Genomic DNA, 17,182 nt, shown 5'->3' with positions numbered 1-17,182 from the left:
TACGCGCGGGAGCGTCGCGCGGTTGACTCGGCGCCGCCCGCGGCGCTCCCGATAGCCTCAGCCCCATGCCCGTCACGGTCGAGAGAGACGGACCCGTCACGACGGTGATCCTCGACGAGCCCGCCGTCCGCAACGCGGTCGACCGCGCGACCGCGGAGGCGCTCGCCGACGCGTTTCGCGCGTTCGAGGCCGACGGCGACGCGTCCGTCGCGGTGCTGTGGGGCGCCGGCGGCACCTTCTGCTCCGGCGCGAACCTGAAGGCGGTCGCGGCCGGTGAGGGCAATCGCGTCGCGCCGGACGGCGACGGGCCGATGGGGCCCAGCCGGATGCTGCTGTCCAAGCCGGTCGTCGCCGCGATCGCCGGCCACGCGGTCGCGGGCGGGCTGGAGCTGGCGTTGTGGTGCGACCTGCGCGTCGTCGAGGAGGACGCGGTGCTGGGCGTCTTCTGCCGCCGCTGGGGCGTGCCGCTGATCGACGGCGGCACCGTGCGGCTGCCGCGCATCGTCGGCCTCGGGCGGGCGCTGGACCTGATCCTCACCGGGCGCCCCGTGAGCGCGAAGGAGGCGCTCGCGATCGGCCTCGCGACGCTCGTCGTGCCGCCCGGCGAGGCGCGCACCGCGGCCGAGGCGCTCGCCCACGAGCTGGCCAGATTCCCGCAGCTGTGCATGCGCCACGACCGTCTCTCGGCCTACGAGCAGCACGACCTGCCGCTCGACGCCGCGTTCGCGAACGAGCTGCGCCACGGCCGCGTCGCGCTCGAACACGAGGCGGCCGGCGGGGCCGCGCGGTTCGCGAGCGGAGCCGGACGCGGGGGTGCGGCGGTCGACGGCCCCACCGATCCAGTCGCGAGATGAGCGGTCGCGACGGGCGGTTCGCGCCCAGCCCGAGCGGGGCGCTGCACGTCGGGAACCTGCGCACGGCGCTGCTGGCGTGGCTGTTCGCGCGCTCGGCGGGGGCGCGCTTCCTCGTGCGCGTCGAGGATCTCGACCCCGGCCGCTCGCGGCGCGAGCACGAGGCCGGCCAGCTCGCCGACCTGGCGGCGATCGGGCTCGACTGGGACGGGCCGATCGTGCGTCAGTCCGAGCGACGGGAGCTGCACCGCGCCGCGCTGGCGCGGTTGCGGGAGGCGGGGCTCGTGTACTCCTGCTGGTGCACGCGCGCGGAGATCCGAGAGGCCGCGTCAGCCGCGCACGGTCCGCTGCGCGAGGGCGCCTATCCGGGAACCTGCCGACACCTGACCACGGCGCAGCGGGCCGAGCGCGAGGCGTCGGGACGCTCGCCAGCGCTGCGGCTGGATGCGCGCGCAGCAGCGACCGCGCTCGGCGACGGGCACACAGGCGACGTCAGGATCACCTTCGAGGACCGGCTGGACGAACGCGCGAGCGCGGACGCTGCCGACCTCACGATCGCGTTCGAGGACCGGCTGCACGGCCGCGTCGAGGCCGCCGTCGACGACCTCGTGCTGTGGCGCAACGACGACACGCCGGCGTACAACCTCGCGGTCGTCGTCGACGACGGCGACCAGCGCGTCGGCGAGGTCGTGCGCGGCGACGACCTGCTCGACACGACCCCGCGTCAGCTGCTGATCGCGCGGCTGCTCGACCTCGAAGCGCCGTCGTACGCGCACGTGCCGCTCGTGCTCGGCCTCGACGGCAGACGGCTCGCCAAGCGCCACGGCGCCGTCACGCTCGCGGACCTCTCCGAGGCGCGCGGCTGGGAGCCGGCCGACGCGCTCGGCTGGATGGCCGCGAGCCTCGGCCTGGCCGAGCCAGGCGAGCAGGTCACCCCCGCCCTGCTCGAAGCCCGCTTCTCACCGCGCCGCCTGCCGCGTGAGGCAGCGACGTTCGGCGGCTGACGGAGCGTGCGCCGCGTGCCGACAAGCGGCGCGCAGCGCATTCCAACACGACCTAGCGGCCGCGCGAGCCGCCGCCGTAGGAGCCGCCGCCGTAGAGGCCTCTTCTGGACGAGCCGGAGCCGCCGCGCGAGGAGCCGGAGCCGCCGCGCGAGGAACCGCTGCGCGAGGAGCCGCCGCCGTAGCCGCCGGACGACGAGCTGCCGCCGCGCGAGGAGCCGCCGCCGCGCTGGTCGACGCCGCCGGGCGTGCCGCCCGTGCCGCCGCTGCCGCCGCGGCGACGCCGCGTGCGGTTGCGTCCGCCGCCCTGACCGCCACCGCCGCCCTGACGGCCCTGGCGCTGCGGGGCGACGTCGACGTTGAAGCCGGTCTCGGCGAACTCGCGCTGGAGGCCCAGCTCGACGGCGATCTTGCCGATGTCTCTCGCCTGGTCGGCCATCACGAACGTGACGCCGATGCCGGTCGCGCCGGCACGGCCGGTGCGGCCGATGCGGTGGACGTAGCCCTCACGGTCCTCGGGCGCGTCGAAGTTGATCACGTGGCTGACGCCGTTGACGTCGATGCCGCGCGCCGCGACGTCAGTCGCGACGAGCACGTCGACCTCGCCGCGCTCGAAGCGCGCCAGCGCGCGCTCGCGCTGGCCCTGCGTCTTGTCGCCGTGCATCGCGACGGACTCGACGTTCTGCGCTCTGAGGCGCTTCACGAGGCGGTCCGCGCCGCGCTTCGTTCTGACGAACACGAGCGTCAGCCCGCGCTCGTGGTGACGCAGCTCGTGGACGAGGTGGTCGAGCTTGGCCTCGTGCACGACCGGCAGGAAGCGGTGGTCGATGTCGGCCACTCTCTCCGGCGCCGGCGCCAGCTCATGGCGTCTGGCGTCCGTCGTGTACTCGGTCGCGATCTTGTCGACCTCGCCCTTCAGCGTCGCCGAGAAGAGCATCGTCTGACGGCGCGGGTTGGTCGCGCGCACGATCCGGTCGACGGCCGGGCGGAAGCCCATGTCGAGCATCCGGTCGGCCTCGTCGAGGATCAGCAGCTTGACGTTGGCGAGCGTGAAGGCGCGGCGCTGGAGCAGGTCCTCCAGGCGGCCGGGCGTCGCGACGAGGATGTGCGATCTGGCGGCGTTGCGGGCCTGTCTCTCGAGGCCGACGCCGCCGTAGACGGCGGTGATCGAGAGCGCGCGGGCGTGGGCCAGCTCACGCGTCTCCTCGACGATCTGCAGCGCCAGCTCGCGCGTCGGGGCGAGGATCAGCGCCGACGGCCGCTTGTCGGTCGCCTCGATGCGATCCATCAGCGGGACGCCGAACGCGAGCGTCTTGCCGCTGCCGGTCGGCGACTGGATCAGGACGTCGTGACCGCCGAGCACGTCGGGGACGACGAGCTCCTGGATCGGGAAGGCGTTCTCGAAGCCGCGCTTCAGCAGGGCGTTGACGACCGCGCTCGAGCTGCCGAGATCGGCAAAGGACATTGGCATTGCTTGGGTGCTCCTTCTCGCGGCAGGTGGGCGGTACCCATCCCCTGCGCACGAACGATTCGGGAGATTCCTTGACCCGAATCGCGCTGTCGGCGCACCTCGAAGACCAGAACCTCACGGGCGGCAAGGCGCCACCCGTGGGACTGACGGTAGCAGCGTGCGCAGCGGACACGCCGCGCCGCACGCGTCGTTGCGGCTACGGAGCGGCCTGGAAGGTGACGCGTCTGCCGCCGTCGGCTATGCAGGTGACGCTTGCCTTCGTGCCGTTCAGCGCACCGCTGCAGGCGAAGCCGGCGGCGGCGACGTCGGCGTCGGGTCCGGACTCGCCGATCGCGTCGAGCCAGGCGCTCGCGACGCCCGTCGCCTCGCCGCAGTCGGCTCCGCTCGCCTGCACACCGGTGATGAAGCCGCCCGCGACGTTGCCGCAGGACGCGGGCGTGGCGGCGCCGCCGGACTGCTGCGGCGTGGTCGTCGTCGTGGCCGGATCGTCGGCCGACGGCGGGGTCGCGCCGCCGTTGTCGGGCGGTGTCGTCGGGGTCGTCGGGGGCGTGGTCACCGTCGGCGGCGGCGTCGTCGCCGGGGGCGGCGTCGTCGCCGTCGCGGGCGTGGTCGGCGTCGGCGTCGTCGTGGTCGCTCTCGGCGGCTGCTGCGTGGCCGTCGTGCGGGGCTGCGACACGGTCGCGTCGACCTGCTCCGCGTCGTCCGAGCCGCCGCACGCGGCAACGCCGACGGAGAGCGCGAGCAGGACGGGGGCGAGGCGGATGAACGTGAGTCGTGGCATCGGGGCACTGTAGCGAGCGACCCAGCCGCCTCCCCGGCGTCCGAGCCCGCTGGCGGGTGCAGCGGGCTTGAGATACGCTCGCGTTCCGAACGGGGCGAAAGTGACTGGGGTGGCAGGACGTTGCGAGACACGGGATGTCTGTGAAATACGCGGTCCTCGGGCTGCTCGTGCAGCGGCGTGGCTACGGCTACGACCTCGTGCAGCGCTTCGAGGAGCAGGTCGGGCCCGCGTGGCAGTTGAACGCCGGCGCGATCTATGTCGCGCTCGACAAGCTCGAGCAGGAGGGGCTCGTACGGCCGCTCGCGAGCGAGCACGGCGAGACGCCGACGCGCCGGCGCACCGTGCGCGGCGCGCCGCGCGTCGTCTACGAGCCGACCGAGCGCGGACGCGAGCGCTTCGCCGAGTGGATGGACGCCGACTCGTCGCTGGCGCCGCTGCGCGAGGTGCTGCACCTGAAGCTCGCGCTCTCCACGCCCGCCGACCTGCCGCGCCTGATCGAGCTGATCGGCGCACGGGAGCAGTCGTGCCTGCAGCGGCTCGAGGCGCACGCGGGGGCTGAGGGCGTCGAGGAGATCGTCGCCGAGGCGCCGTCGTGGCCGGCGGCGGCCGCGGTGATGGTGCGCGACGCGGAGGTCGCCCACCTGCACGCGACGGTCGAGTGGCTGCGGCGCGTGCGCGCGGCGATGCTGCTGACGCAGCAGCAACAGCCCGCCGTGCGGGCGCCCGGCTGAGCGGCGGCGCGGGCGGATCGGGCGGCGCGGGCGAATCGCGCGGCGCAGCCGAATCGCACGGCGCGCAGCGCGCGGCTGAATCGCGCGGCCGGATCGCACGGCCGAATCGCACGGCGCAGCCGAATCGCGTGGCGCGAGGCCACGCGGCGCGGCGCGGCGCCGCCGCCGGCCGCGCGGCCGGCCTCGCTCAGCCCGGATGCGGCAGCGGCCGCGCGCGCGATCTGCCGCCGCGCGCTCGCAGCGGCTTCTGGAGCGTGCACGCACGCTTGCATTCGAGCAGGCGGCGGTCGGCGACGCGGAAGAGCGCCTCGGCGCCGGTCGCGTCCTCCGGCACGGTCGCCCACGCGATCGTGACCGCGACCGGACCGACCCTCGCCGGCATCGTCGCGGTCGCGGCGACCGCCGCGTGCAGCGCGCCGGCGAGCCGCTCGGCGCCGACCGCGCCGGCGCCCGGCGCGACGACGGCGAACTCGTCGCCGCCGATCCGCGCGAGGCAGTCGACGCCGCGAACCTCCGGCTCGCAGGCTCGCGCGACCGCCTTCAGCACCTCGTCGCCGACCGGGTGGCCGTGCGTGTCGTTGATCGCCTTGAAGTCGTCGAAGTCGATCAGCAGCAGCGCCGCCGAGCGGCCGTGCTGGTCGCGCTGCTGCACCGCCTGCGCCAGCGCGCTGTCGAACGCGCGCCGGTTCGCGAGGCCCGTCAGCGCGTCGCGCTCGGCCATCGCACGCTGGCGCTGCTCGGCGGCGAGCAGGCGCCGCTTCAGCAGCCGCATGATCGCGTAGGTCGCGGCGAGCGCGACGGTGAACAGCAGCACGCGCGCCGGGTAGCCGTCGTCGATCGCGTGCGCGTCGTACAGCAGCGGCGTCGCGTAGACCACGACGAACAGGCTCAGCAGCGGCCAGGCGAGCCGCGGCGGGTAGAAGTAGGCGACATGCAGCCCGGTGAACAGCAGGACCGGCTGCAGATAGCTGCGCGCCCCGCCCGTCGCCCACAGCCCGACGCCGACCGCGACGATCAGCAGCGCGCTCGTCACCGCGCGCAGCTCGAGGCAGGTCCCCGGCCGCGGAAAGCGCAGCGACAGCAGTAGGACGCCCCACGCGAACGACAGCAGCGTCATCGCCACCAGCAGCGGGAGGTGCTCGTGCGGCGTGCCCGGCAGCGCCAGCGCGATCGCGCCGCCGACGCCCGCGGCGAGCCACATGAAGCCCGCCGTGACGTTCATCAGGACGCCCTCGTCGCGGGGGTCCTCCGCCAGCCGCCGTGCGATGTCGCGCAGTGTGCGCATCAGCCCAGGCGTGCCGCCAGCGATCGCGCGGCCGCGACGACGAGGTCGCGGTCGTGGGTCAGCACGTAGTCGTAGCGACGCTCGCGCGGGAGCACGTCGTCGGGCTGCTGCTCGCTCGCGCGTGCGACGAGCGCCGCGGCGTAGTGAGGCGCGAGCGCGATCACGGCCCACTCGCGGTGCAGCGGATCGTCCGTCGCGACGTCGGTGCCGAAGACCCCGATCGCGGGGGTTGCGGATATGCCGCTGCCGAAGACGGCGACGAGCGTCGTGCGGCTCGCCAGGTCGCGGTAGCGGTCGCGCGCGGCGCCGTCGAAGCCGGCCGCGTCGTCCAAGCTCGTCAGCACGATCGCGCCCGCGCCTACGTCGTGGGTCGCGCGCTCGATGTGCCCGCTCATCGTCGCCATCCGCGCGGCCGGCGCCTCGCGCAGCGGGCGCGTCGCGGCGAGCAGCTCGAACGGGGTGTCGCGCGATGCGGGCGGCCGCAGCTCCTGCCACAGCGGGCCGCCCTCTATCGGCAGCATCGCCTCGCTCGGCAGCGGGCCGGGTCTGCCCCACAGCCAGCCCTGGCCGAGCGTCGCGCCGATCCCGCGCGCCTGCTCCAACTGCTGCTCGGTCTCGATCCCCTCCGCGATGATCGCCGCGCCCGTGCGCTCCTGCTCGGACCAGACAGCGGTCGCGATGTCCGACAGCGTCGGGGCCGCCGCACCCGAGCCGCGCGTCGCGCGCAGGTCGAGCTTGATCGCGTCCGGCGCCACCAGCGGCAGCACGGCGAGCGAGTGACGGTCGGCGCCGACGTCGTCGAGCACGACCGCCCAGCCGCGGTCGCGGCAGGCGTCCGCGGCGCGCACCAGCTCGCGCGGACGTGCGCGCAGCGCGCCGGCCGGCAGTTCGACGGCGACCGACAGCGACTGCTCCGCGCGGCTCCACAGGTCGGGTGCGCGGCCGTCGCCGTTGGCGCTCGGGCCGACCGCCTCCGGCTCCATGTTCACGAACAGCGTCGTGCAGCGGTCGAGGCGGGCGTCGAGCGCGCCGGCGACCGCCGCCAGCCGCATCTCCCAGTCGACCTGCGCCAGCAGACCCGCGCGGCGCGCGGCCGACAGCAGTCTGTCGGGGCGCTCCAGCTGGCCGCCCTGCGGACCGCGCGCGAGCGCCTCGTAGCCGACGATGCCGCCGTGCTCCAGCTCCATCACCGGCTGGTACACGGCACTGACGAGAGCCCCCAGGCCTGACGCGGCCGGCTCGATCTCTGATGCGCTCATTGCGTGCGCTATCGGCCGAGCGGGGCCGCGACATTAGCTTCGGCGGCAGCCGCTCAAGGCGATTCTCCGTGCCTGCAGCCGACCGGCGTCAGGCACGGACGGTCGTGACGAGCGCACCGAGCCGCGCGAGCAGGTACGCCGCGACCATCAGGCCCGCCACCGACGCCCCCGCCGCGACGTTGGCGTAGTACGACAGGTAGAGGCCGGCGAGTCCCGCCACGACGGCGATCGCGACCGCCGCCGCCATCATCGGCAGCAGCCGGCGGCAGATCAGCCGCGCGGCCGCCGCGGGCGCGACCAGGACCGCGACGACGAGCAGGTTGCCGAGGCCCTGCACGGCGACCAGCACCGCGATCGCGAGCAGCACCAGCAGCAGCGCGTCGGCGACCAGCGGCGAGGCGCCGACGGAGCGCGCGCTGGTGCGGTCGAAGCCGACCGCGAGCAGCCGCCAGTGCATCAGCCACAGCGCCGCGAGCACGACCGCGGCGAGTGCCGCGCCGGCGATCAGGTCGCTGCCGCTGGTCCCGAGCACGTCGCCGAACAGCAGCTCCTGGATCCCCGGCGGCACGTCGGGACTGAGCGCCAGCAGCGCGCCGAGCCCGAACAGCGTCGTGACGACGACCGCGACGGCGTTGTCGCGGCCGATCGCGGGGATCCGCCCGGCGAGCGCGATCGCGAGCGCCGCGACGAGGATCCCGGCCGCGCCGCCGAGCAGCAGCGGGACGCCGGCGAGCGCGGCGACGACGAGGCCGGGGAACATCCCGTGCGCGAGCGACTCGGCGCCGTAGGACAGCTCCTGCAGCACGATCCAGCAGCCGAGCGCGCCGCCGACGAGCGCGAGGATCACGATCTCCAGCAACGCCCGCTGCATGATCCCGCCGGCGAACGGGTCGGTCAGGGTGGTGAGGATCGTGGCGTGCATCGGGCGGGCGGGCTGGCGGTCGAGACGCGGCGGCGGCCGCTAGTGGTCGTGGTGGTGCGGCGGCAGGATCGCGAGCCGCTCGCCGCCGTCCTGCGGCAGCGTCACGATCGAGCCGCCGTAGGTCGCCGCGAGCACTTCCAGCGTCAGCGTCTCGCGCGGGGGCCCGAACGCGACCTGACGGCGGTTGATGCAGAGGACCTGGTCCCACGCGCGCGCCTGGTCGACGTCGTGGGTCGCGATCAGCACGCCGCGCCCCTCCCCCGCCAGCTCGTCCAGCAGCCCTTCCAGCCGCTGGACGCTGACGTTGTCGAGGCCGGTGAAGGGCTCGTCGAGCAGCACGATGCGGGCGTCCTGGACGAGTGCGCGCGCGACCAGCACGCGCTGACGCTGTCCGCCCGACAGCTCGCCGAAGGCACGCTCTGCGAGCGCGTCGAGGCCGACGCGCTCGAGCGCCGCGTGGGCGGCGGCGCGCTCGGCGCGGCCGGGGCGCTTCCACCACGGCCGTCCGGCGATCGCGCCCATCAGCGCGACGTCGAGCGCGCTGACGGGGAAGTCGAGCCGCGAGCGCTCCGTCTGCGGCACCGTGCCGCAGCGGGCCGCGGTGTCGAGGCTGCCGGCGAGCGGGCTCAGCTCGCCCAGCAGCGCGCGGAAGAGCGTCGTCTTGCCGCCGCCGTTGGGCCCCAGCACGCCGATCCGCTCGCCGGCGCGCAGCGAGAACGTGACCTCGCTGAGGACCGGGGCGGCGCTGTAGCCGACCGCGAGGGCGTCGGCGGTGATGAGGGGAATCGCGGCGGCGGTCGGCGCGACCGTGCCGGTGTCGGCGATGCCGGGCGCGGTCATGCGGGGGCTCCTGCCGGCCGCGACCGGCGCGGGCTCGTGCGCGGCGCGCTCATGCGGCTGCTCCCGCGGTCGCGAGGCGACGCGCTCTGCCCTGCGCCAGCCACGTCGCGAGCGCACGGCCGAGCGCCACGAGCGCGAAGACGCCGCCGGCGATCACGGCGATCGTCGCGCCGGGCGGGGCGTTGGTCTCGAACGCGAGCCACAGGCCGGCGGTCCCCTCGACGGCGGCGAGCGCGACCGTCGCGACCTGCCACGGCAGCATCCGCCGCAGCAGCAGCCGCGTCGTCGCGGCCGGCACGACGAGCAGCGCGGTCGCCAGCAGCGCGCCGACGGCCGACAGCGTCGCGACCGCCGCGAGCGCGATCAAGATCAGCAGCGCGAGGTCCGCGAGCGGCGAGCGGACGCCGAGCGAGCGAGCGGCCGTCGGATCGAAGCCGACCGCCAGCCAGCGCTCGCCGAGCAGCGCGGTCGCCAGCAGCGCGAGCCCGGCGACGAGCGCGGCGAGGCGGATGTCGTCGGGGCCGATCGCCAGCAGCGAGCCGAACAGCAGCGTCTCGACGTTCGCGCCGGACTCGAACACGTCGGAGGCGAGCACGACGCCGATCGCGAGCGCGGCGACGAGCACGAGCGCGGTCAGCGAGTCGTGGCCGCCGCGCGCACGAGCGGCCAACTGCCCGACCGTCAGCGCGAACAGCAGCGCGACGCCGAACGCGCCGAGCGTCGCGCTGAAGCCGAGCCCGTCGGCCAGCACGAGGCCGGGGAAGGCGGCCGCGGCGACGCCGTGCGAGTAGAACGCGAGGCCGCGCAGGACGATCCACGCGCCGAGCGTGCCGGCGGCGATCGACAGCACCAGCACCTCGACGAGGGCGCGCTGCACGAACGGGTAGTCGAAGGCCTCGAGCACGGGGCCGTCGAGTCTAGATGAGAACGAGTCCCAATGCGTGGGCGTCCTCTACGATTGTGGAGATGGAGTCGATCCATTCACACGCCCAGAGCAGCCACGACTGGCAGGAGCACACGCTCGCCACGCTGTCGGCCGCGGGTCATCGCAAGGGCGGCGCGCGCAACGCCGTCGTCGAGCTGCTGGCCGACCAGGACTGCGCGCTGACCGCGCAGGAGATCGACGACCGCCTGCGCGAGACCGGCCGCGCCGTCGGGCGCGCGAGCGTCTACCGGATCCTCGAGCTGCTGACCGAGATGAAGCTCGTGCAGCGGATCGACGTCGGCCAGGGGATCGCGCGCTACGAGCGCCACCAGCCCGACGGCGACCATCACCACCACCTCGTCTGCGACAACTGCGGCACCGTCGAGCCGTTCGAGGACCCGTCGTTGGAGCAGGCGATCGAGCAGGTCTCCCAGCGCCTCAGCTTCGCGGTCGACGAGCACGACGTCGTGCTGCACGGCGCCTGCAGCGACTGCCGCGAGACGTAGCGCCGCTCAGCGCGCCTTCGCCGCCGCCAGCTCGGCCGCGGCGTCGATGATCATGTCCTCCTGGCCGCCGACGATGCGGCGGCGGCCCAGCTCCATCAGCACCTCGCGCGGCTCGACGCCGAACTTCGCCGCGGCCCGCTCGGCGTGCAGCAGGAACGACGAGTAGACGCCCGCGTAGCCGATCGACAGCGCCGTGCGGTCGACGATCTGGGGGCGCTGCATCAGCGGCGCGACGACGTCCTCGGCGACGTCCATCAGCGCGAACAGCTCAGCGCCGGTCTCGAAGCCCGAGCGCTCCAGCGCCGCGGCCAACACCTCCAGCTGCGCGTTGCCGGCGCCCGCGCCGAGGCCGCGCAGCGAGCCGTCGAGCCACGTCGCGCCGGCGTCGGCGGCGGCGAGCGCGTTGCCGACGCCGCAGCCGAGGTTGTTGTGCGCGTGGAAGCCGACCGCGGTCGCGGCGCCGAGCGCCTCGCGCAATGCCGCGACGCGCGCGGCGGCGGTGCGCGGGACGAGCGCTCCGGCGGAGTCGACGATGTAGACGACGCTCGCGCCGTAGGACTCCATCAGCCGCGCCTGCACCGCCAGTTCCGCCGGCCCGATCATGTGGCTCATCATCAGGAAGCCGACCGCGCGCATGCCGTGCTCGGCCGCCCACGCGATGTGCTGCTCGGCGATGTCGGCCTCGGTGCAGTGGGTCGCCACGCGCGCGATCGTCGCGCCCAGCGCCTGCGCCGCGGTCAGCTGTCTGAGCGTCCCGATCCCCGGCAGCAGCAGTGCGGCGATCCGCGCGTCGGAGACGGCGCCCGCCGCCGCCTCGATCAGCGCCTCGTCGGAGAACGCGGCGCGGCCGTACTGCAGCGACGAGCCGCCGACGCCGTCGCCGTGCGAGACCTCGATCGCGTCGACTCCGGCGCGGTCCAGGCCGGCCGCGACGGCCGCGACCTGGTCGGGCGAGAAGCTGTGGCGGACGGAGTGCATGCCGTCGCGCAGGGAGGAGTCGACGAGGGTGATCATGCCGCATCCCCGCTCGGCCGCTGCGCAGGGTCGATCGTCGCGAGCGGGGCTGCAGCCGCATCCCCGGCGGCTGCCGCGGCGGGTCCGACGCGCGGTCGGGATGCTCCGGTCGAGGTCGCCAGCATCCGCTCGGCGACCCGCTCCCCCACCCGCGCCGCCGCGGCCGTCATCACGTCGAGGTTGCCGGCGTACGGCGCGAGGAAGTCGCCCGCGCCCTCGATCTCCAGCAGCACTGTCACGAGCGAGCCGTCGACGTCGCACAACCGCAGCCGCGCGCCCGGCACGTACGCCCGCAGCCGCTCCAGCATCTCGCGCACGGATGCCTCGATCGCCGCGGCGTCGGGCGAGCGCACCTGCGCGAAGACGGTGTCGCGCATCAGGATCGGCGGCTCGGCGGGGTTGAGGATGATGATCGCCTTGCCCTCGTCGGCGCCGCCGACCAGCTCCAGGCCGCGCGCGGTCGTCTCGGTGAACTCGTCGATGTTCTGGCGCGTGCCGGGGCCGGCGCTGGCGGAGGAGATCGTCGCGACGATCTCGGCGTAGGCGACGTCGGCGACGCGGTCGATCGCGTGCACCATCGGGATCGTCGCCTGCCCGCCGCATGTGACCATGTTGAGATCCGGTGCGTCGAGGTGGTCGTCGAGGTTGACGCACGGGACGACGTACGGTCCCAGCGCGGCCGGCGTGAGGTCGACGCAGACCTTGCCGGCGGCGGCCAGCAGCGGCGCGCTCTCGCGGTGCGCGCGGGCGCCGGTCGCGTCGAACACGAGCCGCACGTCGTCGCGCTCCAGCACCGCGTCGAGCCCGCGGGCGCTCGTCTGCACGCCAAGCGCACGCGCCCGCTCCAGCCCGGGCGAGTCGTCGTAGATCCCGACCATCAGCGCCGTCTCGATCGCGGCGCTGCGCTGCAGCTTCACCAGCAGGTCGGTGCCGATGTTGCCGGGTCCCAGGACCGCGGCCTTGATCTGCATCTCGAGCTCCCCCGTCGTTCGCGTCGAACGCACGCGAGCCTACTGCGACGCTCAGCGCCCGTCGAGCGCCGACCGCACGGCCGCGTCGAAGTCGCGCGGCGCCGCGTTGATCCCGGGCGGCGGCGGCTCGTGCACGAGCATCTCCTCGCGCAAGCCGTCGACGAGCGGCCGCACGAGCGCCGCCTCGACCGGCGTCACGAGCTGGACCCAGTAGGACGACAGCCGCGGCGTCAGCACCGGCACGCGCACGACCAGCGGATGCCGGCGGCCCATCGCGTCGGCGGTGCGATCCATCATGGCGCGGTAGGTGAGCGGCGCGGGACCGCCGAGCTGCACGTCACCGGTCACGTCGTGGCGCGCCCCCACCTGCGCGAGCGCCGCGACGACGTCGTCGATCGCGATCGGTTGCGTGCGCGTGTCGATCCAGCGCGGGCAGATCATCGCCGGCAGCCGCCGCACGAGCGCGCGCAGCATCTGGAACGAGGCGCTGCCGGCGCCGATCACCATCGCGGCGCGCACGTGCACGAACTCCGGCACGTGCTCGCCGAGCAGTTCGGCGACCTCGTCGCGGCTGCGCAGGTGCGCGGAGGAGGCGTCCTCGGAGGAGAGCCCGCCGAGGTAGATCACGCGCCGCACGCCCGCCGCGGCCGCGGCGCGCCCGAAGCCCGCCGCCGCGCGCCGGTCGCGCGCCTCGAAGTCGGCGCCGCCGCCGCGGCCCATCGAGTGGATCAGGTAGTACGCGACGTCGACGCCGTCGAGCGCCGCCGCGACCCCTTCGCCGCTGACCGCGTCGCCCTGCACGACGCGCACGCGCGCTCCGGCGGGCGCCTTCGCGGGGTCGGGCCGGCGCATCATCAGCCGCAGCTCGGCGCCGTCGGACGCGTCGGCGGCGCCCGCCAGGCGCGGCGCGAGACGGCCGCCGACATAGCCGGTCGCGCCGGTCAGCAGGACGGTGGGCATGGGATGGGTACGTACCCGGCAGGACGTGCGGGTCACGCACGATCCTGGTAAAGTAGTTGCGCAGTCAACAATCCACATCCGCGCACCCGCCAGGAGGCGTCAGATGCAGCTCGAAGGCATCCACCACATCAGCTCCATCACCAGCGACGCCGCGCGCAACGTCGACTTCTACGTGCGGGTGCTCGGGTTGCGGATGGTGAAGAAGACGGTCAACCAGGACGAGCCGTCCGTCTACCACCTCTTCTACGCCGACGAGGCCGGCAGCCCCGGCGCGGACCTCACCTTCTTCGAGTACCCCGGCGCCCGCAAGGGCCGCGCCGGCGCCGGCATGATCCACACGATCGTGCTGCGCGTCGGCTCGGAGGCATCGCTCGACTTCTGGCGCCTGCGGCTCGCCGACGAGCGGCTCGAGAGCGAGCGCGACGGCCGCTCGCTGCGCTTCGCCGATCCCGAGGGCCTCGGCTACGAACTGATCGTCGACGAGAGCGGCGACGCGCCGTTGACGGCCGTCTCGCCCGACGTCCCGGCCGAGCACGCGATCCGCGGCTTCGCCGGCGCGCGCGCCTTCACGACCGCGCCCGAGCGCAGCAAGGCGCTGCTGGGCGAGGTGCTCGGCTTCACGCCCGGCGACGCCGACTCGGCGACGCAGTGGGAGGCGCGCGGCGACAGACGCGGCGGCTTCTACGCCTACGACCCGGCGCCGCAGGAGCGCGGGCGCGGCGGCGCGGGCACCGTCCACCACATCGCGTGGGCCTCCTACGACGACGAGATCGAGGCCTGGAACGCGCGCGTGACGCAGGCCGGCACGCACACGACCGGCCTCGTCGACCGCTTCTGGTTCAGAAGCGTCTACTTCCGCGAGCCCAGCGGCGTGCTGTTCGAACTGGCGACGCTCGGCCCCGGCTTCACGAGCGACGAGCCGATCGAGCAGCTCGGGCAGACGCTGGTGCTGCCGCCGCGCTTCGAGTCCCAGCGCGCCGAGATCGAGGCGAAGCTGACGCCGCTGCCGAACCCGCGCCCGGCGGCGCCGGCGGGCTGACGCGCGGCCGCTCTCCGGCCGGCGGCGCGGCTCGCCGTCGGCGAGTCCGTGGGCCGGGGTGCCTAACATGGGTGGCGCGCCGCATCGTTGGCGGTGACGACGGGTTCATGGAGAACCCCCACGACGGATTTCGAGCCGCGGAGGCTTCATGGACCAGATCGATCGACGAGAACTGCTGCGCCTGGCCGGTGTCGGCGCCGCTGGCGTCGGAGCCCTCGGCCTCGCCGGCTGCGGCAACGACGGTGACAACACCGCGAGCGCCGCACGTCCGGTCGCCGCGACGGTCGCGACCGTTCCGCGCACGCCGGCGAAGGTCAGCAGAAAGGTCAGAAAGGGCGACGTGCCCAATCTGCTGCTCGTCATCATCGACTCGATCCGCGCCGACGCGCTCGGCTCCTACGGCCGACGCAACGCGCACACGCCGAACCTCGACGCCTTCGCGCGCGAGTCGCTGCGCTTCACCGAGTGCTACCCGGAGGCGTTCCCGACCGGCCCGGCGCGCGCGACGATCTTCGGCGGCTCGCGGCTGTTCCCGTTCCGCAACTGGAGAGCGCCGAGCGACATGCCCAGCACGCCGGGCTGGCAGCCGGTGCCGGACGAGAACATGGTCTCGACGCTCAGACGGATGGGCTACTGGACCGGCTACGCGGTCGACACGCCGTGGGTCCAGGTCGGCTCGCAGAGACCGTTCCTGGCCGACTGGGACAGATACATCCCGATCACGGGCCAGACCGGCACCGTCACCGCGAACGAGGACATCATCAGCGACGCCGAGCTGGCGCGCTGGGTCCCGCCGAAGATCCTCTCCTCCAGCTCCGGCCAGAAGATGCGCCAGTACCTGGCGAACATGGCGAGCCGCAGAGGCGAGGACGACTACCTGCCCGCGCGCGTCTTCACCGCCGGCATGAGCCTGCTCGAAGAGGGCAAGAAGTCCGACAAGCCGTTCGCGATCGCGATCGACTGCTTCGACCCGCACGAGCCGTGGGATCCGCCGGCCAGATACATCGCGCTGCACGGTGGCAACCCCGAGCGCGCCTGGCAGCCCGGCACGGTCCTCAACGGCACGACGAGAACGAACGGCCTCGCGCCCGCCGACGTGAAGGCGATGAGAGCGCTCTACTACGCCGAGCTGACGATGGCGGACCGCTGGTTCGGCAACTTCATGCAGCGCTTCCACGAGCTGGGCCTGGAGAGAGACACGGTCGTGATGTTCCTGTCCGACCACGGCTTCCTGCTCGGCGAGCGCGGCTACGTGGCGAAGTTCGCGTGGGAGCTGCACCCGGAGCTGATCCACGTGCCGATGATGATCCGCCACCCCGAGGGCAAGGGCGCGCGCAGAACGACCGACTACTACTCGCAGACCGAGGACGTCGCCTCGACGCTGCTGTCGACGACCGGCCTCGAGAAGCCGGAGTGGATGGACGGCGCGAACCTGATGCCGCTGACCGAGGGCAAGCAGCCGGCGAAGAGACGCGACTACGTCACCGGCGCCTACAGCTCGATCGTCTTCGCACGCAACAGAGAGTTCGCCTACATCGGCGACAACCAGAACGTCAGACCCGAGCTCTACAACCTCCGCAGCGACAGAGGCGAGACCCGCAACCTCGCCGTCCGCAACCCCGCCCAGGTGCGCAAGATGTACAAGGGCATGGTCGTGAAGGACGCCGGCGGCGTGGCGCTGCCGAAGTTCAAGTAGGCGGCGCGTCGCGGTCGCGGTCGCGCCGCGCGCTCGGGCGCAGCGCGATCTCCGACACGGCCCCGAGGTGCGCGAGCTTGTCGGGGTTGACGATCGAGTGCAGGCGCACGACGCGGCCTCCCTCGACGTCGATCCCGAGGATGCTGACGACCGCGCCGTCACCCGTGCGGGCGCGCACGCCGGGCTGTCCGTTGACGGTCACGGGCTCCAGCACGATCCCCCACTCGGCGCCCATGCGGGCGAAGGCCGCGAGCGCGCGCGCGACGCTCGCCGCGCCGACCAGCGGCGCCGGCAGCGCGCGCGCCTTGCCGCCGCCGTCGCCCGTCAGCACCGCATCGGGCGCCAGCAGCGCCAGCAGGCCTTCGACGTCGCCGCCGCGGGCGGCGGCGAGGAAGCGCGCGGCGAGCGCCTCGCGCTGCTCGGGCTCGGCCTCGAAGCGCGGACGCTCGGCGTCGATCCGACGCCGAGCGCGGCTCAGCAGCTGCCGGCAGGCCGGCTCGCTCTTGCCCAGCGCGGCGGCGATCTCGGCGAACTCCCAGTCGAACGCCTCGCGCAGCACCAGCACCGCCCGCTCCTCCGGGCCGAGCCGCTCCAACAGCGTCAGGAACGCGAGCGAGATCGTCTCGTCAGCCTCGACGCGGACAGCCGGATCGGGCTCGCCGCCGACCAACGGCTCGGGCAGCCACGCGCCGACGTAGGTCTCGCGCCGCATGCGCGCGGAGCGCAGCACGTCGATCGCCAGCCGTGTCGTGACGGTCGTCAGGAACGCCTCAGGATTCTCGACGCCGCTGGCGCCGTGCAGCCGCAGCAGCGCCTCCTGCACGACGTCCTCGGCCTCGGCGACGCTGCCGAGCATGCGGTAGGCGACCGCGAAGGCGAGCGAGCGCAGCTGCGCCGACGGTTGGGGACGATCGATCCCGTCCATCTGTC

At 74.2% G+C, this 17,182-nt stretch carries 17 protein-coding genes; 6 read left to right on the top strand and 11 right to left on the bottom strand.

Annotated elements, in window-relative coordinates:
• The first annotated feature begins 65 nt into the window (after window positions 1-65).
• Both Q7L65_RS21340 and gluQRS read left to right on the top strand, forming a co-directional pair.
• Window positions 66-854 (top strand): crotonase/enoyl-CoA hydratase family protein, encoded by a 789-nt coding sequence (locus Q7L65_RS21340; protein WP_304724315.1) that lies wholly within the window; start codon window positions 66-68, stop codon window positions 852-854.
• Window positions 851-1,855, top strand: a complete 1,005-nt coding sequence (gene gluQRS, locus Q7L65_RS21335; protein ID WP_304724313.1) for a tRNA glutamyl-Q(34) synthetase GluQRS — start codon at window positions 851-853, stop codon at window positions 1,853-1,855. Before Q7L65_RS21340 ends, gluQRS begins: the two co-directional genes overlap by 4 nt.
• A 52-nt stretch (window positions 1,856-1,907) precedes the next feature.
• On the opposite strand, the gene Q7L65_RS21330 is transcribed toward gluQRS, so the two are convergent.
• Entirely contained in the window at window positions 1,908-3,323 is a 1,416-nt protein-coding gene (locus Q7L65_RS21330) for a DEAD/DEAH box helicase (protein ID WP_304724312.1), read from the bottom strand.
• A 196-nt stretch (window positions 3,324-3,519) separates the two neighbouring features.
• Window positions 3,520-4,104, bottom strand: coding sequence for a hypothetical protein (locus Q7L65_RS21325; RefSeq protein WP_304724310.1), 585 nt, complete (start codon window positions 4,102-4,104; stop codon window positions 3,520-3,522).
• Between the two features lie 134 nt (window positions 4,105-4,238).
• On the opposite strand from Q7L65_RS21325, the gene Q7L65_RS21320 reads away from it, so the two are divergent.
• A complete protein-coding gene (locus Q7L65_RS21320) occupies window positions 4,239-4,835 on the top strand; it encodes a PadR family transcriptional regulator (protein ID WP_304724308.1) in 597 nt (198 codons plus the stop codon).
• Between the two features lie 187 nt (window positions 4,836-5,022).
• On the opposite strand, the gene Q7L65_RS21315 is transcribed toward Q7L65_RS21320, so the two are convergent.
• The 5 genes from Q7L65_RS21315 to Q7L65_RS21295 form a co-directional block, all read right to left on the bottom strand.
• Entirely contained in the window at window positions 5,023-6,120 is a 1,098-nt protein-coding gene (locus Q7L65_RS21315; RefSeq protein WP_304724306.1) for a diguanylate cyclase, read from the bottom strand.
• Window positions 6,120-7,379 carry an EAL domain-containing protein gene (locus Q7L65_RS21310; RefSeq protein ID WP_304724305.1) on the bottom strand — a complete coding sequence of 420 codons (1,260 nt, stop codon included), beginning with the start codon at window positions 7,377-7,379 and terminating at the stop codon, window positions 6,120-6,122. Before Q7L65_RS21310 ends, Q7L65_RS21315 begins: the two co-directional genes overlap by 1 nt.
• 88 nt (window positions 7,380-7,467) lie before the next feature.
• Complete coding sequence (locus Q7L65_RS21305; protein WP_304724303.1) at window positions 7,468-8,301, bottom strand: metal ABC transporter permease; 834 nt, start codon at window positions 8,299-8,301, stop codon at window positions 7,468-7,470.
• A gap of 39 nt (window positions 8,302-8,340) precedes the next feature.
• Window positions 8,341-9,141: a metal ABC transporter ATP-binding protein gene (locus Q7L65_RS21300; RefSeq protein ID WP_304724302.1), complete on the bottom strand. Its 801-nt coding sequence runs from the start codon at window positions 9,139-9,141 to the stop codon at window positions 8,341-8,343.
• 49 nt (window positions 9,142-9,190) lie between these two features.
• Complete coding sequence (locus Q7L65_RS21295; RefSeq protein WP_304724300.1) at window positions 9,191-10,045, bottom strand: metal ABC transporter permease; 855 nt, start codon at window positions 10,043-10,045, stop codon at window positions 9,191-9,193.
• 62 nt (window positions 10,046-10,107) lie between these two features.
• Between Q7L65_RS21295 and Q7L65_RS21290 the strand changes: the two genes are divergently transcribed.
• Window positions 10,108-10,572, top strand: coding sequence for a Fur family transcriptional regulator (locus tag Q7L65_RS21290; protein ID WP_304724298.1), 465 nt, complete (start codon window positions 10,108-10,110; stop codon window positions 10,570-10,572).
• 6 nt (window positions 10,573-10,578) lie between these two features.
• Here the strand turns inward: Q7L65_RS21290 and dmpG are convergent, their stop codons facing one another.
• The 3 genes from dmpG to Q7L65_RS21275 are packed head-to-tail and all read right to left on the bottom strand — an operon-like array spanning window position 10,579 to window position 13,517.
• Complete coding sequence (gene dmpG, locus Q7L65_RS21285; protein WP_304724296.1) at window positions 10,579-11,586, bottom strand: 4-hydroxy-2-oxovalerate aldolase; 1,008 nt, start codon at window positions 11,584-11,586, stop codon at window positions 10,579-10,581.
• Complete coding sequence (locus Q7L65_RS21280) at window positions 11,583-12,557, bottom strand: acetaldehyde dehydrogenase (acetylating) (protein ID WP_304724295.1); 975 nt, start codon at window positions 12,555-12,557, stop codon at window positions 11,583-11,585. Before Q7L65_RS21280 ends, dmpG begins: the two co-directional genes overlap by 4 nt.
• A gap of 51 nt (window positions 12,558-12,608) precedes the next feature.
• Window positions 12,609-13,517: an NAD(P)H-binding protein gene (locus Q7L65_RS21275; RefSeq protein ID WP_304724293.1), complete on the bottom strand. Its 909-nt coding sequence runs from the start codon at window positions 13,515-13,517 to the stop codon at window positions 12,609-12,611.
• Window positions 13,518-13,620: 103 nt separating this feature from the next.
• On the opposite strand from Q7L65_RS21275, the gene Q7L65_RS21270 reads away from it, so the two are divergent.
• A complete protein-coding gene (locus tag Q7L65_RS21270) occupies window positions 13,621-14,556 on the top strand; it encodes a ring-cleaving dioxygenase (protein ID WP_304724291.1) in 936 nt (311 codons plus the stop codon).
• 148 nt (window positions 14,557-14,704) lie between these two features.
• The gene (locus Q7L65_RS21265; RefSeq protein WP_304724289.1) at window positions 14,705-16,252 is read left to right on the top strand and encodes a sulfatase; all 1,548 of its coding nucleotides are present in this window, start codon (window positions 14,705-14,707) and stop codon (window positions 16,250-16,252) included.
• On the opposite strand, the gene Q7L65_RS21260 is transcribed toward Q7L65_RS21265, so the two are convergent.
• Window positions 16,245-17,177: an RNA polymerase sigma-70 factor gene (locus tag Q7L65_RS21260; protein ID WP_304724288.1), complete on the bottom strand. Its 933-nt coding sequence runs from the start codon at window positions 17,175-17,177 to the stop codon at window positions 16,245-16,247. The genes Q7L65_RS21265 and Q7L65_RS21260 overlap by 8 nt on opposite strands.
• Window positions 17,178-17,182: the final 5 nt, after the last annotated feature.

It is taken from the genome of Conexibacter sp. CPCC 206217 (assembly GCF_030646165.1).
Lineage (GTDB): Bacteria > Actinomycetota > Thermoleophilia > Solirubrobacterales > Solirubrobacteraceae > Conexibacter.
The sequence above is the reverse complement of the archived record's forward strand: the minus strand, read 5'-3'. Positions and strand labels throughout refer to the sequence as shown.

Coding starts and splice junctions, on each gene's coding strand:
- gluQRS (WP_304724313.1), top strand. CDS start 851: ATGAGCGGTCGCGACGGGCGGTTCGCGCCCAGCCCGAGCGGGGCGCTG.
- Q7L65_RS21325 (WP_304724310.1), bottom strand. CDS start 4,104: ATGCCACGACTCACGTTCATCCGCCTCGCCCCCGTCCTGCTCGCGCTC.
- Q7L65_RS21305 (WP_304724303.1), bottom strand. CDS start 8,301: ATGCACGCCACGATCCTCACCACCCTGACCGACCCGTTCGCCGGCGGG.
- Q7L65_RS21320 (WP_304724308.1), top strand. CDS start 4,239: ATGTCTGTGAAATACGCGGTCCTCGGGCTGCTCGTGCAGCGGCGTGGC.
- Q7L65_RS21260 (WP_304724288.1), bottom strand. CDS start 17,177: ATGGACGGGATCGATCGTCCCCAACCGTCGGCGCAGCTGCGCTCGCTC.
- Q7L65_RS21340 (WP_304724315.1), top strand. CDS start 66: ATGCCCGTCACGGTCGAGAGAGACGGACCCGTCACGACGGTGATCCTC.
- Q7L65_RS21265 (WP_304724289.1), top strand. CDS start 14,705: ATGGACCAGATCGATCGACGAGAACTGCTGCGCCTGGCCGGTGTCGGC.
- Q7L65_RS21330 (WP_304724312.1), bottom strand. CDS start 3,323: ATGCCAATGTCCTTTGCCGATCTCGGCAGCTCGAGCGCGGTCGTCAAC.
- Q7L65_RS21315 (WP_304724306.1), bottom strand. CDS start 6,120: ATGCGCACACTGCGCGACATCGCACGGCGGCTGGCGGAGGACCCCCGC.
- Q7L65_RS21280 (WP_304724295.1), bottom strand. CDS start 12,557: ATGCAGATCAAGGCCGCGGTCCTGGGACCCGGCAACATCGGCACCGAC.
- Q7L65_RS21300 (WP_304724302.1), bottom strand. CDS start 9,141: ATGACCGCGCCCGGCATCGCCGACACCGGCACGGTCGCGCCGACCGCC.
- Q7L65_RS21275 (WP_304724293.1), bottom strand. CDS start 13,517: ATGCCCACCGTCCTGCTGACCGGCGCGACCGGCTATGTCGGCGGCCGT.
- Q7L65_RS21310 (WP_304724305.1), bottom strand. CDS start 7,379: ATGAGCGCATCAGAGATCGAGCCGGCCGCGTCAGGCCTGGGGGCTCTC.
- dmpG (WP_304724296.1), bottom strand. CDS start 11,586: ATGATCACCCTCGTCGACTCCTCCCTGCGCGACGGCATGCACTCCGTC.
- Q7L65_RS21270 (WP_304724291.1), top strand. CDS start 13,621: ATGCAGCTCGAAGGCATCCACCACATCAGCTCCATCACCAGCGACGCC.
- Q7L65_RS21290 (WP_304724298.1), top strand. CDS start 10,108: ATGGAGTCGATCCATTCACACGCCCAGAGCAGCCACGACTGGCAGGAG.